The sequence below is a fragment of the Maribacter flavus genome (assembly GCF_008386635.1).
Classification (GTDB): Bacteria; Bacteroidota; Bacteroidia; order Flavobacteriales; family Flavobacteriaceae; genus Maribacter; species Maribacter flavus.
In genome coordinates, this window is sequence record NZ_VUOE01000002.1 from 409316 (window position 1) to 424250 (window position 14935).

Annotated in this window: 17 protein-coding genes and 1 pseudogene; 10 read left to right on the plus strand and 8 right to left on the minus strand. The window is 40.4% G+C overall.

Annotated elements, in window-relative coordinates; all coding sequences use genetic code 11:
• The first annotated feature begins 122 nt into the window (after positions 1–122).
• The 8 genes and pseudogenes from F0361_RS12075 to F0361_RS12100 all read left to right on the plus strand — a co-directional run bounded on the left by F0361_RS12075 (position 123) and on the right by F0361_RS12100 (position 4557).
• Positions 123–668, plus strand: coding sequence for a DUF2975 domain-containing protein (locus F0361_RS12075; RefSeq protein ID WP_154918846.1), 546 nt, complete (start codon positions 123–125; stop codon positions 666–668).
• Between the two features lie 3 nt (positions 669–671).
• Positions 672–878 carry a helix-turn-helix domain-containing protein gene (locus F0361_RS12080; RefSeq protein WP_138258485.1) on the plus strand — a complete coding sequence of 69 codons (207 nt, stop codon included), beginning with the start codon at positions 672–674 and terminating at the stop codon, positions 876–878.
• A 274-nt stretch (positions 879–1152) separates the two neighbouring features.
• Positions 1153–1548, plus strand: coding sequence for a VOC family protein (locus F0361_RS12085; protein WP_154918847.1), 396 nt, complete (start codon positions 1153–1155; stop codon positions 1546–1548).
• 188 nt (positions 1549–1736) lie between these two features.
• A complete protein-coding gene (locus tag F0361_RS12090; RefSeq protein WP_154918848.1) occupies positions 1737–2207 on the plus strand; it encodes a DinB family protein in 471 nt (156 codons plus the stop codon).
• Between the two features lie 194 nt (positions 2208–2401).
• The gene (locus F0361_RS12095) at positions 2402–2869 is read left to right on the plus strand and encodes a hypothetical protein (RefSeq protein ID WP_154918849.1); all 468 of its coding nucleotides are present in this window, start codon (positions 2402–2404) and stop codon (positions 2867–2869) included.
• A 60-nt stretch (positions 2870–2929) separates the two neighbouring features.
• Complete coding sequence (locus F0361_RS18725; protein ID WP_161598236.1) at positions 2930–3106, plus strand: hypothetical protein; 177 nt, start codon at positions 2930–2932, stop codon at positions 3104–3106.
• A 12-nt stretch (positions 3107–3118) separates the two neighbouring features.
• Positions 3119–3586 (plus strand): annotated as a pseudogene (locus F0361_RS18965) (NADase-type glycan-binding domain-containing protein); the annotation flags it as partial.
• Positions 3587–4104: 518 nt separating this feature from the next.
• The gene (locus F0361_RS12100; RefSeq protein WP_154918850.1) at positions 4105–4557 is read left to right on the plus strand and encodes a hypothetical protein; all 453 of its coding nucleotides are present in this window, start codon (positions 4105–4107) and stop codon (positions 4555–4557) included.
• A 54-nt stretch (positions 4558–4611) separates the two neighbouring features.
• Here the strand turns inward: F0361_RS12100 and F0361_RS12105 are convergent, their stop codons facing one another.
• Both F0361_RS12105 and F0361_RS12110 read right to left on the minus strand, forming a co-directional pair.
• Positions 4612–5448, minus strand: a complete 837-nt coding sequence (locus tag F0361_RS12105) for an endonuclease/exonuclease/phosphatase family protein (RefSeq protein WP_246160880.1) — start codon at positions 5446–5448, stop codon at positions 4612–4614.
• A 10-nt stretch (positions 5449–5458) separates the two neighbouring features.
• Positions 5459–7483, minus strand: a complete 2025-nt coding sequence (locus tag F0361_RS12110; RefSeq protein ID WP_154918851.1) for a S9 family peptidase — start codon at positions 7481–7483, stop codon at positions 5459–5461.
• Positions 7484–7773: 290 nt separating this feature from the next.
• On the opposite strand from F0361_RS12110, the gene F0361_RS12115 reads away from it, so the two are divergent.
• Together F0361_RS12115 and F0361_RS12120 are read left to right on the plus strand one after the other, a co-directional pair.
• Complete coding sequence (locus tag F0361_RS12115; RefSeq protein WP_154918852.1) at positions 7774–8163, plus strand: glyoxalase superfamily protein; 390 nt, start codon at positions 7774–7776, stop codon at positions 8161–8163.
• Between the two features lie 260 nt (positions 8164–8423).
• Complete coding sequence (locus F0361_RS12120) at positions 8424–9413, plus strand: SDR family oxidoreductase (protein WP_154918853.1); 990 nt, start codon at positions 8424–8426, stop codon at positions 9411–9413.
• Positions 9414–9429: 16 nt separating this feature from the next.
• Here the strand turns inward: F0361_RS12120 and F0361_RS12125 are convergent, their stop codons facing one another.
• The 6 genes from F0361_RS12125 to F0361_RS12150 form a co-directional block, all read right to left on the minus strand.
• Positions 9430–10764 (minus strand): YfcC family protein, encoded by a 1335-nt coding sequence (locus F0361_RS12125; RefSeq protein ID WP_154918854.1) that lies wholly within the window; start codon positions 10762–10764, stop codon positions 9430–9432.
• A gap of 35 nt (positions 10765–10799) precedes the next feature.
• Positions 10800–11537: a DUF6090 family protein gene (locus F0361_RS12130; RefSeq protein ID WP_154918855.1), complete on the minus strand. Its 738-nt coding sequence runs from the start codon at positions 11535–11537 to the stop codon at positions 10800–10802.
• A gap of 12 nt (positions 11538–11549) precedes the next feature.
• Entirely contained in the window at positions 11550–12284 is a 735-nt protein-coding gene (locus F0361_RS12135) for a DUF6090 family protein (RefSeq protein ID WP_154918856.1), read from the minus strand.
• Positions 12277–13080, minus strand: coding sequence for a hypothetical protein (locus tag F0361_RS12140; RefSeq protein ID WP_154918857.1), 804 nt, complete (start codon positions 13078–13080; stop codon positions 12277–12279). The genes F0361_RS12135 and F0361_RS12140 overlap by 8 nt, the downstream gene beginning before the upstream one ends.
• A 7-nt stretch (positions 13081–13087) precedes the next feature.
• The gene (locus tag F0361_RS12145) at positions 13088–14086 is read right to left on the minus strand and encodes a metallophosphoesterase family protein (protein WP_154918858.1); all 999 of its coding nucleotides are present in this window, start codon (positions 14084–14086) and stop codon (positions 13088–13090) included.
• 137 nt (positions 14087–14223) lie between these two features.
• Positions 14224–14913: a Type 1 glutamine amidotransferase-like domain-containing protein gene (locus F0361_RS12150; protein ID WP_154918859.1), complete on the minus strand. Its 690-nt coding sequence runs from the start codon at positions 14911–14913 to the stop codon at positions 14224–14226.
• Between the last annotated feature and the right edge of the window lie 22 nt (positions 14914–14935).

Below are 14935 nucleotides of genomic sequence, written 5' to 3' on the forward strand. Positions count from 1 at the left end.
CATGCCAATAACCAAGCCAAGCCTAAAAGAATATCATTACTAGTATTTATCATAAAGTGAAAAATATTTATTGTTTATCAATAAATAATTAGTTACTTTTATTCCATCTAATACTATTAATCATGAAAACACGGGTTAAAGCAAAAAATCTCATATTTAAAGGTTTGAAAATCATTTCTTGGATAATTTTTGTGGGGCTCTCGGTGGAAGCAGGTGGCCTAATCGTCAATTTTATTTTTAGTCTTCTCCGTCCAGAATTTATCCAGAACCTTTATCAGAAACTGGATATGAGTCAGTTATATCAAAGTAGTAAGTTGGCTTTTTTTGGAATGTACGGGTTTGTTCTTACCGTATCCATATTAAAGGCCGTCCTATTCTACCAGGTTGTTTTATTGGTAACTAAAATTGACCTGCCCAAACCCTTCAATAGCTGGGTTTCCAAGCAAATTCTTAAGATAAGCTACTATACGCTCTCCGTTGGATTATTAAGTTTTATTGCGAGGAAGTTGGCAATGGATTTGGGACACAATGGTTTTACATTGAATCAGTTGGATCCGTTTTGGGCAGACAGTCAGGCATTCATATTGATGGCGGCCGTTATTTATATTATTGGAACAATATTTTCCAAAGGAGTGGAGTATCAAGAAGAACTGGAAGAAACGGTATAGACTATGGCAATTATTGTAAACTTGGATGTAATGATGGCAAAGCGTAAAATGTCGCTTAATGAATTGTCCGAAACGGTCAATATTACCTTGGCGAATCTATCCAAACTTAAAACAGGGAAAGTCAAGGCCATTAGGTTTAGCACATTGGAAGCCGTTTGTGAGGCTTTGGATTGCCAACCTGGGGACCTGTTGGAATACTCAAAGGAATAACAATCCATATTAATTAAATTTTTGCAGTTGTTATATTAATTGATAAATGAGCAGAATGCCCAATCAGCCCATACTAAAATTCATTAACTTATCAGGTTACTAAGCAGCTCATCTAGGGCCTTTCGACAAAGCTTAGGTAAACAAAGGTCGAAATGGAGTTGAAGACACATAGTCCCCCTTTTTCTTGACCAAATCATTTTTTTGTAGAATTTTAGAAGATTCCCGTAGGAGACCACTAATTTTAATGTGGCCCATACTGGTTAAACAAAAACACATGAAATACGCCTATACGATACTTTATGTTAAGAACGTTTCCAAAACCCTTGAATTCTATGAAAGCGCCTTTGGCTTTGCCCGTAAATTTGTAACACCTGAACATGATTATGGTGAATTGATTTCCGGCGAAACCACCATCGCCTTTGCTTCAGAGGAACTTGGTAATTCCAATTTTAAAAATGGATTTCAAAAGATAGTGAAAGACAAAAAGCCCATGGGTGCGGAGTTGGTGTTTACTACGGAAACAATTGAGGAGGATTTTAAAAATGCGCTAGCATCAGGAGCAACGGAATATGAACCAATTATTGAAAAACCTTGGGGGCAAAAGGTAGGGTATGTACGAGACAATAACGGATTTCTTATTGAAATCTGTACGCCAATTAATAGCGATTAACGCATTATATTCAAAGCCTTACTGTAGATATAGATTGCCGAATACCTAGCGGAGATTGACCCATCTATTCGCCCTTTTCCTTGCCGAGGTAAATAATTTATTCGAATTTTAGCGAAGAGGTGCTGCCCGAAAGTTTGTTTTATGAAATGAAGGCAACACACTCAATAGGAATAGCTAATAATCATAACATGGCGAGGAATAAGGAATTGGCCGATAGGCTAGCAGAAGTGCTTCTAAGCGGCCGATGGGTTGCAAATACCAATTACAAGGAGCTATTGGAGAATCTGACCTGGAAACAGGCAACTCAAAAAATAGGGGGACTGAATTCGATTGCCGCGCTTACCTATCATGTGAATTATTATATAGGCGGTATGCTGCCTGTCTTGAAAGGAGGTTCACTTGAAATCCGTGACAAATTCAGTTTTCAGCTTCCTAAATTAGAATCCCAAGTCGATTGGGAACGAATGACAACCGAGTTCATTACAAATTCAAAGGCCTTTGTGGAAGCGGTTTCCAATCTCCCTGAGACCCAACTGGATGCAGTTTTTGTAGACGAAAAATACGGTACGTATGCCAGAAACATTGAAGGCCTGATCGAGCATTGCTATTACCATCTTGGTCAAATTTCCTTGCTTAAAAAGATGATTACAAATAGGTGACCGAGTAGCCCTCCCTGAGCCTTTCAGTTATACTCAAGATAAACTAAAGTCGAAGGGGAGCCGAAGGCACATATTTCCCCTTTTCCTTGCCCAAATCATTTTTTTATAAGACTTTTAAAGTACTTCCCTCTAAAATAGAAATAAACGTAGTTAGGTAAGTTTATACAATTGTTGTAAAACATTTTGACAGAATTATGAATAAATTTATTTTAATAACCAGCATTTTATTTTTAACAACTTCTAAAAGTTTTTGTCAAAATGAGACAAGATTATTAGGGTTTAATGACTTTAATTCAAATTCATTTGCATTTATTGAATTTATTAAGAACCATCCAGAATCTGATGACTTGACAAAATGGTACGAAGGAAAAATAAATGAAAGACTTACCAAAAACCTAAACGAATTAAATCAGATTGCAAAAAAATATCCTCAAAAATTAGAAATAACGGTTATCCCTTTTGGCGATAAACCCGAAAAGAATAATCCTTTGTTTATTATCTATCGATTGGTAGATATAAAAGAAAATATAGAATTGAGCATTTTATTGCGCTATGCAAAAGACGGTAATTTACTTATAGACGGCCTTGAAGTCGTAAATCTTACAGAACTTTTAAAAGACTCTATTCGAAATCCGCCACCTGAGCCACCAAATAGGAACTGAAACAAATAACGTTGCCTAATATCTTATCCAAATAGTCATAAATAAGCACTTAAATAATTTATGAAAACACAATTGACAATATTTCTTTTATTGTTTTGTCTTGAGGCTTTCTCTCAGGAAGTAAAAATCATTGAAGCTACCCAAAATAAAGACACTCAATTTTTTGAGAATGAGGACTACGATGAAAATGAAAGACCAATTGGAAAACTCTTGTTTTTAAAAGGTTGTAATTGGTAATGCGGTGGCTCTGTAAAGTCCATAACAGCATCATCTGAATTAAAGAAATCTAACGATATAAATTACTCTGCTAAAAACGCTCACGATTTTAATAAAAATACGGCTTGGATTGAAGGAAAACCTGACTACGGAATTGGAGAATATATAGAATACACTTTTTATTTCAGTGGCAAAGAAGGTTACAATACAACATTAGGAATTAATAAATTATTAATAGCTAACGGATATAAAAAAAGCCTTGAAACTTGGCAAAATAATTCAAGAATTAAACAGCTGAAACTATTTCTGAATGACAAACCCTATGCAATTCTAAATCTTTTAGATTCGTTTGAAATTCAAACTATCGATATTGGTGATCTAACATTTCCATTAAATAAAGAAACCAAACTAAAGTTTGAGATAACTCAAGTCTACGAAGGTTCAAAATATAAAGACACAGCTTTAAGTCTATTGATGTTTGAGGGTTTTGGAGTGCATTAACCGAACAACCGAATTTTATGAAAAACAAAAAAACTATAGTTTATATTTTACTTGGTTTACCACTAATAATTTACCCGTTTATTTTATTAGCTAACGTAATGAGTGCTGCAGGTTTTCCAAGCAAAACATCTGAATTTAAGTTATTTGTAGTCAACGGATTCCTTTGGTCAAGTTCGTTATACCCTATTTCCTACATATTATCTCTTTTACCATTTATTAGAAGAAGAAAATATGGATTTCTATTGCCTTTAACTCATATAATTATTGCAATTGTATTTTTTGTTTTATGGACATATTTAGGATAATTAAAAAACGTTTTACAACAATGTATAACCACAATTACGCCGTTTTCGACTACTTCCGAATCCACTCGGAAAATCTAAAGTTTTTGCCAAACCGAAAATTAACTCATATTAACCGGTCACTAAAGGTTTTACGAGACAGTTCGGTGTAAAACAGACCTCAAATTTTTTCAAAAACATTAGAATTAAGGCGATAAAAATTAAAAAAACGAAATCATGAAAAAGATTTTTTTTCTATTGCTATTTGTGTCCATACCAACACTTCTATTCTCTCAATTAAATGATAATGGAAAATCGAGCAAAACCTCAAGCAAAGGAAAAGGGTATCCAGAATTCAAAAATACTTTGATGTATTATTCCCATATTCCATATAGTCCATATGGCATTAAGTATTCATATTGTAAATCTTGGGGATTTTATGTAAGTGCAACATATGATTTTGAAACGGTGGATGGCGATGCATTTCTAAATGCTGGCGTCGTTAAATCTATTACTAACAAATTACGTGGTTATCTTGGCTCAGGTTATAATCCTCTTTGGAATGAGGCCAGCGTAGAAACTGGGGTAACTTTCGTTTTTGGTAATTTTGCTTTGGATACAGGAGGAGGGTTTAACTTTGTTGAACCTGAATATAGTTACATAAATTTAGGGGTTGGTTTTAATTTCTAACCGATAGTTGCACCTAAAACTTTGTTTTTAAAATCCTCAATTTTATATCTAAATTCATTCCATCCCCAACTCCGCCAACACCGGTAAATGATCCGAGATATGTTTGTTGTTTTCCATTCGGTCATCAATATGGAGGTAGCGTTGCACCTCTAAATTTTCCACAAAAATATAGTCAATACGCCGGTCCAAGACCATATCCGGGTCAAAGCCGTTAAAGGTACCTGTAGGGCCATAAAAAGGCGCTTGGGTGGCTTGCTGCCCGTCCGTAAGCTCCCGTTGCATTAATTGTATGGGTTCGGAGTCCGGCTCCAAATTAAAATCCCCCGTCACCACCACGGGCAAGTTTTGGGTATTGACCGCCTTGATCTTTTGTAAGATGAGGTTCACGCTCTGCTTTCGGGCTTCGGTGCCTACATGGTCAAAATGGGTATTGAATACATAGAGTTCCTTCCCGCTTTGTATGTCCTTGAACCTTCCGTAAGTACAGATACGCTCCAAGGCGGCATCCCAACCTTTAGAAACTTTTTCCGGGGTGGGGGAGAGCCAAAAGGTATTGGCGCTTATCAGTTCAAAATGTTGACTATTGTACAAAATAGGGGAGTACTCGCCCTTTTGTTTGCCATCGTCCCGGCCTACGCCAATATAACTGTAATCCGGTAGGTGCTCGTCCAGATAGTCCAACTGGTTAAGCAAAACCTCCTGCATGCCTACAAATTGGGGGCCATAGTGTTGCAAAAGCCGCACCATAGCCTCCTTTCTAAAATTCCAGTTGTTTACGGTATCGTTGACGTTGTCATACTTGATGTTGTAGGACATCACTTTGAATTCCTGTGCCTGTCCAACTACAGCCATACATACCGTAAAAACCACAAAAAATATATTTCTCATCATTGTCGCAAGACTAATCTGTTTTGTATTTGTTGAACCATGCCAATACCGAGGCTATTTTCGCGACCAAATTGCTGGGTCGGTTCGCAATGCCATGTCCGGAACCGGGAATACGTACCATGGCGGTTTCAACACCTTCCAACTTTAATGCCGTATAGAATTGCTCCGATTCCGCAATGGGGGTTCTATAGTCTTCCTCTCCCGTCAGCAACATGGTTGGGGTGGTCACATTCCCGACATAATTTAGCGGTGAGCGTCTAAAATAGTTTTCCGGGTCTTCCCAAGGTTTCTTCCCGAACCAGTATTTTGAGAAGAAAGCAGGACTGTCCGCATAGAGTACAAAACTCGTCCAGTTGATGACGGGCTTGGCTACCACGGCGGCCTTAAAGCGGTCCGTTTTGCCCACGATCCACGCCGTCAATACGCCGCCACCGCTACCACCGGTCACAAACAGGTTATTGGTATCCACATAGCCTTTGGCGATAACAGCGTCCACACCGCTCATTAAATCCTCATAATCATGGTTGGGATAATCGTGGTGGATGAGGTTCCCGAATTCCGCCCCGTAACTGGTACTCCCACGCGGATTAGAATACAACACCACGTAGCCTGCTGCGGAATAGGCCTGAATCTCGGCACTATAGACGGAACCATAGCTTTGGAAGGGTCCACCATGTATTTCTAGGATAAAGGGATATTTTTTGTTCGGGTCAAAGTTGGGTGGGGTTACGATCCACCCTTGAATTTTTCGGTCATCGAAGGAGGAGTTCCACCAGATTTCCTCCACTTCGCCCACATTGCGGAAGGAAAATAAATCATCGTTCAAATAGGTAAGCCGTTTTGTTCCTTTTTTATCGGCTACGGCCAAATCGGACGGGTGTTGCGTGCTACCCAAGGTATAGGCAAAGGTACCTTTGTTGGACACGGTAAAGTCGGCCTGATTATAAGGTCTTCCCAAGGAAAGTCCCCCAAGGCCTTCTGCGATGGTGGTGACTTTGCCATCCAACGTGATGTGTCCAATTTTGGAATCTCCTTCGGAATCATACTGAAAATACAGCCCTTTTCCGTCCGCTGCCCATTGCACATTGCCAATGTCCCGGTCAAAATCGGCCGAAAGCAATCGGGAATTGCTACCATCAGTATTCATTACGTACAATTGGGTCAATTCATAGCCTTGAAAGGTATCGTCGTTCCCCGTGTAGGCAATCAGTGAACCGTCTGGAGAAAGGGTTGGGGAACCGTCGGGACCAAAGCGGTTAGTTAGCGCGGTTACGCTATTATCGCTAAGATCTAATTTATAGACCTCGGAGTTGGCCGGTTCAAAGGCTTCCTCGGGGTGGAAATTCGCGGAGAAATACAGGCTTTTGCCATCCTTGGACCATACTGGTGCACCATGATCAAATTCGGAGGAGGTCAACTGCTTTGGGGTACCGCCGTTGATGGAAAGGATGAACAGTTGGTCGTTGCCGGCTTTTAAATAGCCCTGACCGTCCCCCCGATAATTCATTTTATCGATATAGGTAGGCGGGGTGTTCCATTTGGCACCTTCCGGTTTTGCGGGCATTTTAATGAGGGATACGTCCGTTGCAGGTACGAACATATTGAACGCCACATAGCGGTCATCGTGCGACCAGCTTACCGCTCCGGGCGCCTTTGGCGTATTGGTCAGAGGGGCCGTTTCCTTGGTATCCAGCCACATGAGATAGAGTTTCATTTTATCATCGGCCCTATTGGACTTAAAGATGATCTTTTTACCATCATGCGACCAACGGGGATAGTAATCGTTCTGGTTTCCGGTCGTTAAGGGTCGGTTTTGGCTCCCATCAAAATTCACGATCCAGAGGTTGGACAGGTTTTTGTCCGTCATGATATCCTTAAAGTTGCGCACGTAGATGATTTTAGAGCCATCGGGCGATATCTGGGGATCTGATACAAATTCGTATTCAAAGATATCCGTGAGTTCGAGGTTGGTTTTGGTCTGCGCCGATACGGTCGTTACACAGAGGAGAAGGGCGATTACGCCGATGCAATTTTTCATAGTGTCGTTCTCATTTAGTTTGAAGCCTCAATGTAAGGATTTCATAGTGAAAAGTTTTAAGGGACTGGTTATAAGTTTTAACTGAAAAACTAAAAGTGAAAAATGAAAAGTGTTTTTTTGCTAACTGCTAACTGCTAACTGCTAACTGCTAACTGCTAACTGCTAACTGCTAACTGCTAACTGCTAACTGCTAACTGCTAACTGCTAACTGCTAACTGCTAACTGCTAACTGCTAACTGCTAATTGCCAACAACCAACCCCATCTCCTATTTATTTCATACCTTCAAAATATGAACCCAAAAATTCACCTACACCAAATCCATCCTGTCCTGCCCGTGTGGGACGTCTTGGATGCGCTAGACTTTTATGTAAACCGATTGGGCTTTCGCATCGCCTTTGCGGACGATTCCAAGAACCCGAAGTATGCCGGGGTCATTCGCGATGAAATAGAGATACACTTGCAATGGCACGATAAAAAGGAATGGAACTTGGAAATTGACCGACCCATGCTACGCATCGTCACCCAAAATATTGAAGGATTGTACGACGAATTTGCCGACAAGGATGTATTCAATTCACACACCTTGTTGCGTGAAACTGCCTGGGGTACCAAGGAATTTGCCTTTTATGACCCGTTTAGAAACGGGCTAACGTTCTATCGGGATATTTCGAGTTCATAATTTTTAATCAGATAAAAGCAGCCTTTAAGGAATTTGTCAACTCGAGTGTTTTGACCAGATGCAGTCCTGTCAAAATGCATCGAGAATCAATAATAGCGGGTTGAATTTGTTCTTGAAAATTTCTGGGCTTCGACTATGCGCAGCCTGACAGGAAAACGAGAACTGACGATTTTTTGGGAAATTGATTTTAAGTTGAACAAAAAGTTTAATTTTATTATATAACTGATTTGTAATCAGTATTTAAACAGAAAATTATTAAAATGAAAGTATTGTTTATTGGAGGTACGGGAAATATTAGTACTCCGTCTAGTCGGTTGGCAGTAGCCAGGGGAATGGACCTGTACCTGCTGAACAGGGGCAAGTCTGAATTGGACATTGAGGGCGCCCATTCCATCATCGGGGATATAAACAAACCCGAGGAACTTACCGAATTAAAAAAGCACGAATGGGACGTGGTGGTCAATTGGATCGCTTTTACCCCGGGCGATATTGCGCGTGATCTGGACCTGTTCTCAGGAAAAACGAAACAGTATATTTTTATAAGTTCGGCGTCCTGTTACCAGACTCCATTGACTTATCCCATTATCACGGAATCCACTCCGCTTCGCAATAACCTGTGGGACTATTCCAATAACAAAATTAGATGTGAGGAACTGTTGACCAAGGCCTACCAAGAGCAGGGATTTCCCATGACCATCATACGGCCCTCGCATACCTACAACACCATGACGCCGTTGGCCATGGGTGGGTTCGATAAGTACAACACCATTGACCGTATTCTAAAAGGAAAGGAAATCATTGTACATGGCGATGGTACTTCCTTATGGACGGTGACCCATGCCGATGATTTTGCCAAGGGTTTTGTAGGACTTTTGGGATTGACTACGGCCATTGGACACGCCTTTCATATAACATCCGATGAGGTGTTGAGCTGGAATATGATCTATAAAATTACGGCCGAAGCCCTGGGCAAAGAGGCGAACATCGTTCATATTGCATCGGATTTTATCTGTAAAATTGAGCCTTCCTTTACCGGAAGTTTGTTGGCCGATAAATCCGAAAGCGTGATTTTTGACAATACCAAAATAAAGACCTTCGTGCCCGGCTTCAAGGCGACCATTCCCTATTCCGAAGGCATCAAACGTACCTTAAAATGGCTACAAGAAAAACCGGAACGGCAATGGATCGACCCGGACACTGAAGCCAAGATCGAGAATGTGTTGAGGGCCTATAAATCCCTTGGAGCTTAAAGGATAGGCACAGCCTTTAGTTATATCCGGTATAAACGGAAATTAAAATACTGATGGCCCCTACCAGCAGCATGATGACCGTCGGTTTCCAGGCAAATCCCAACCACTTGTTATAGGGAATTCCACTAATAGCCAAAATGGCCATCAGCGCGCCGTTGGTAGGAACGAACATATCGCTAATAATGGCCCCATATTGATAGGCCAGAACACAGGTCTGTCTGGACAGGCCGATCAAATCGGACAGGGGTACCAAAATGGGCATGGTAAGTATAGCCTGACTCGTATAACTGGGAATGGGAAGGTGCAGTATAGCTTGTGAAACCATCATGAGTACCCCAGAAACGGAAGCGGATACATATTTTAAAGGACCAAAAAGTCCGTATACAATGGTATCGATAATCAGTCCCTCTTTCAGCACCATAGAGATACTATTGGCCAAACCTATTATCATGGCGGCAAAAATCATTTCCTTGAATCCGGAGATAAATGCTTCGCCCGTACCGTTCGCCCCCAGTTTTCCTAAAAGTCCAGAAATAATACCTAAAGCAAAGAAGGCGGCGGAAATTTCCATGTATCCCCAGTTCCATTGCAATAATCCATAAGTAACGATTACAAAAACGAGGCAAAGCAAGGATAGGATAATTTTTGAATGTATACCTATTTGCCCATCTAAAACTATTGTTTCCTCCTTCTCGCTCCTATGTTTTTTTGAATAGCGTATTAAGTACATGATCCAAATCAAAAAGGCGATGCTTAAGACTAACAGTCGAAAACCACTACCGGATAGTAACGGAAGGTCGGCTTCCTGTTGCGCGACGATGACCCCAAATGGGTTGAAAGGGCTAAAGGTACTGCCAATGACCGTTGAGCCATAACTCATAGAAACTGTGGTAAAGCTATTGAAGCCCATACTTTTACCAAAAATGAGCAAAACGGGGGTCATGGCAATGACTTCCTCCTGCATCCCAATAGTTACTCCGGCGGCCGTAAACAATAAGGACACAATTACCAAGGAAAGTATCTCCTTGCCCTTGAGCAGTTGCACCAATTTATTTAGTCCTTGCGAGAGTGCGCCCGTCCTTTCAATTACGTAAAAGCATCCGCCCAGCAGTAAAATGAGAATAACGACATCTGCCGTTTCGGCAATGCCCCGTGGAATGGTCAGCATCATGTCAAAGGCCGATAGTCGTTCGCCCTGTATTTGTTCGTAGGAGTTGGCAACTACCGTTGTAGTATCGGTCTCCAAATCTTCTATGCGTTCATAGCTACCCTGGGGAATGATGTAGGTAAGAGCCCAAGCCAGAAGGATTCCACCAATGATAATGACAAAGGCATTTGGAAAGTTTTTCATGGGCTTGATTGGTTTTTTTCTATTTCAGGGGCTTTTTACTCTATGGTTGTTTCCTTCAAGATTTTCTGTATTAATATTTTGGCTTGCGTATAGGCAATTTCAGACTCTTTAAGGACATAAAGTTTGTCATCGATATAGTTTTCAAATTGAATTTTTTGTAGCAAAAGTGCATTGTCCATTTGAAGCTGTGAAGGTTCGTATGGAAATGCATCGGATTGTGTATCGATGTTTCTAAGCGAACCATGTTCCCGAATATATTCGATCAAATTGATATTCGTTTTTTCGGTTTGATCCATCGTTTCCTGTAATTCCTTAAAAAATCGGGACCAATTGAACAATAGAATTTTAAGCTCCGTATTGTTCAATTTTGAGAGTCCGCCAGAGTTCTGCAGGTCGTTCAAAACAAATTCACTGGGCTTCCAGGAAGGACTTTCTATGGCATGGTGCAAAAGGCTGTCTATTGGTTCTGTTTCTTGTAGGTTTTCTTCTTTAAACTTTCCAAAAATGGTTTCCGTAGCCAAAATGGTGCGTTGCAAAATGGTATTTATGGAATCCAAGTCCCTTAAATTTTCTTGGAATTCAGTGTTTAGATTTTGCATGGTGATTTTTTCCCGGTTATTCTCAAGTCGTTCTTCGTTCCAGTTATTTATTTGTAACGCGATTAAAATACCGATGACTACAAGTACAATCTCGCCAATGGCATATCTAAAATATTTGGAGGTTCTGTTTTCCATGATGAGATTCTGCCGAATTTTTCTAAAAATTTTAATCATGATGCGATAGTATTAGTTTCCTTTTTGATAGGAGGACAGGGTTTTGTCAAGTATGGGTAGCAGTTCCTGGATGGCCCGATTTCCTTCCCGTAAGTCAAGAAGGGTACCTTCCTCGTTTCCAATATTTATCTTCAGGGAAGTGAGAAAGTAAAGATCCGATTTGAGTTGTTCATAATCTGCGGGGATAGCTTCTGTGCCCCAAGTATAATCTCTAAAATGGTTGCGGGCATAAGGGAGTAACACGGTGCGAAACTCAAAATCGTCGTCATTGGTATCATCATTGATTTCTATTATGGTAGTGGTATAATAACTAGTCAACTTATTACGAAGATTTTGATCTTGTAGGAGTTCTATTCCTAATTTCTTTATCAATTGGTAGCCATTATCTACTAACACGATACGCCTGGCCAACATAACACGTCCTAGGTGATAATTAATGGAATCATAAGGAATATCACCTGCCTCGAGCTTATTGATTACGGTGTATTGTATATTGATATCTTCTAATTTTTCGCTGTAGGTTTTCTCAATGTTAAGACTATCGCTAATGAGATTACTGCGTATTTCGGTAAGAATTTTCACGATTTCACCATCAACTTTCCTGTTTTCATTCCAGTTGTTGACCTGTAAGGCAATCAGGATACCAATGACAACCAGCACAATCTCGCCAACAGCATATTTGAAATATTTTAATGTTTTGCCTTCATCTAGAAGGTTTTGACGAATTTTACGGAAGAATTTAATCATTGTTTATTCCTTCTAATAACATATTTAGATTCTCAAGTTGTACCATTGTGGACATTAAATCATTTTGTTTACCTTCTTCATTACCAATTAAATAGCGCAAGTCATTTTTTAAACTTTCATCTTTAAGCAATGCTTCAACAACCGATTTGGCGTAATTATGGTCCAGTTGTATATTACATTCCTTTGGTAGCTTGGGGAAGTAACTATTTCCGGTTTTCACATAAGTATCTCCACAGGCTGATCTAATCTTTGCCTGAACGTCATCAGGCATTTTTCCTCTTAGATTCTTTCTATAGGTGTTTTCAAGTACAGCAACGCCAGATTCTGACCACTCAATATCATAATATCTAATTAATGCGGTCTTTATACTATCGTTTTGGATGAGGTTGATTTGACCTGAAGCAATTAACTCCTGATAGGTTGATGACGCAGAATAAGGGTCTAGAAGCTGGCTAGCCTGATACATATCTACGAGATTGGCAACAGGATCAGGGTTAGAATTGGAAGAATTTTCAAAAACGGCGACAGCAGATTTGGCATGTTCACCAACCTGTTTGGAATAGTTTAAAGTGGCTTCAATAATTAATTTTTCTTCCCTAACATCATCTAAAAGACGCTCATAGTATTGAAATTCTAAATCCTTGTTGAGACGATCTTGGTTCCAATTGTTCACCTGAAGGGCCAATAGGATTCCAATCATTACCAATGCAATTTCGCCAATAGCATATTTCAAGTATTTACTGATTTTGCCCTCTTCTAAAAGGTTTTGACGAATTTTACGGAGGAATTTTATCATGTTTTACCTAATGTATCAGCGAACCACTTTTTGGCAGTTCCCCTTTTTTGTCCAAAATACCCTCCATTTTTAAGTGGGTGATTACGGGCTCCTTGGCCATGCGCACCAGGGAGATATGATCAAAGGCCATAGAATCTTGGGCAGACTGCCCACCACCCGTAGTTCCCAAAATAATGTAATCCCGGTTGTTCCTTATCCTATGGGAAAAGGAGTGGATATGTCCATTGATTACGGTGTAGGGCCGGTCAGCCATAAGATTTTCCAAGGGATTTAAACCTTTATCATCTTCCCGTTGCCATAGCGGTTTATGCATAAGCACAAAAGTCCATGCAACATCAGGATTTTTTTCCAGAACCTTCTTAAAATATTCAAATTGTTCCAAGCTCATACCCCCTAGTTGACGCTCCGGCATATTATAGTATTCCGTTTCTTCATACACGCCTTCTATTTCCCCCGCGATGACTTTTAGGGCTTTCGCACGTGCCTCATAGATTTCCACCATGCGCTGTTCCTCGTAATCCTCAGAATCCATCATAAGAAAGAGTACATCATCGTACAGAAAATGATAGTATCTTGGGCCAAAGCGTTGCTTCCAAATGCTTCGCATCGTAGGGTTTGTGAGGTCATGGTTGCCACCAAGATGGAAAAAGGGCATTTTTAATTTTGATGTCCTGTTTTCAAAGGAATCCCATTCTTTCGCCAATTGCAGCGTATCCTCCGTTCCGCCATCGATGAGGTCGCCCACACTCAGGACAAAGGTCGGGTCCAAGGCATTTAATTGTTCTACGGCAGCACTGTACACCCCGTCGCGTTCGCCCCCGTTCAAATCGGAAATTATGGCAAAGGTAAAGTCGTCTTCCGTGGGCTCAAAAATGGCACTGGTCCAGGGGGTGGGTCCATCAGTTATGTTATGGACAAAGGTAGGAGTTTCCTTTTGTGATGGTTTTTGTTTGCAGCAGGTAATTAGAAAAGCAAGGACAAGGATGGCACTGTAATTGGTTTTCATGGATTGAAGGATAACTTTCAAGTGGTTACTTCTAAAAGTAATAAATAAATCCGTTGACCTTTGTACTTACATCAATTGAACTGATATTTTAAAACTTATATCTACAAAAACAAAATATCAACCTCCACTAGGAACTGTTAAAGTATAGTTGAATCCAATCTGTCTTCCATAATTTTTCCCTCCTTTTTACGGACATAATAGGAATGGTTGTTTTCATCCAAAGAAACAGAGGTATGTACTTCCTCGTCGAGGAAGTGTATTGCCGATCGGTCGTCACAGGCATAGCCGTCGCTCAGCTTGCCCGAGAGAATATTTTTGTGGTACAAAGGACGTCTTGAAGTTTCCGAATTATAATGCGGACAATGGCTTTTGTCAATGAAAGACATGCCATTAACGATACTAAGTTCCTTAGGTCTCGAATCCGTTGTTCCTGCATTGAACCAACAGAGCGAGCCCGCACTGCCACCACCCATGACTACCCCATTATCATAGGCCTTTTTTAGGGCTACATCTATACCTTGGGCCTTCCAGATAGCCAACATGTTCAGGGTGTTGCCACCGCCAACCACAATGGCATCCATTCTTAGGATGATTTCCTCAAAGCTTTCTTTCTGGTCGTAGGAATTAATCCAAACACTCATTACATGGGGTACTACATCAATTTGGGAACAGACCTCATAAAAGGACTTTATATACTCTGGATCCTCTCCGCTGGCCGTGGGAATAAAACAAAGGTTAGGTTTATTCTTTCCTGTGGCTTTGGCCATATAATCCAAAAATGGAACTGTATGGCGGCCACTACCATAAACAAGTAATTGTCGTTGCATCTTTTATTATTAAAAGGTTAAA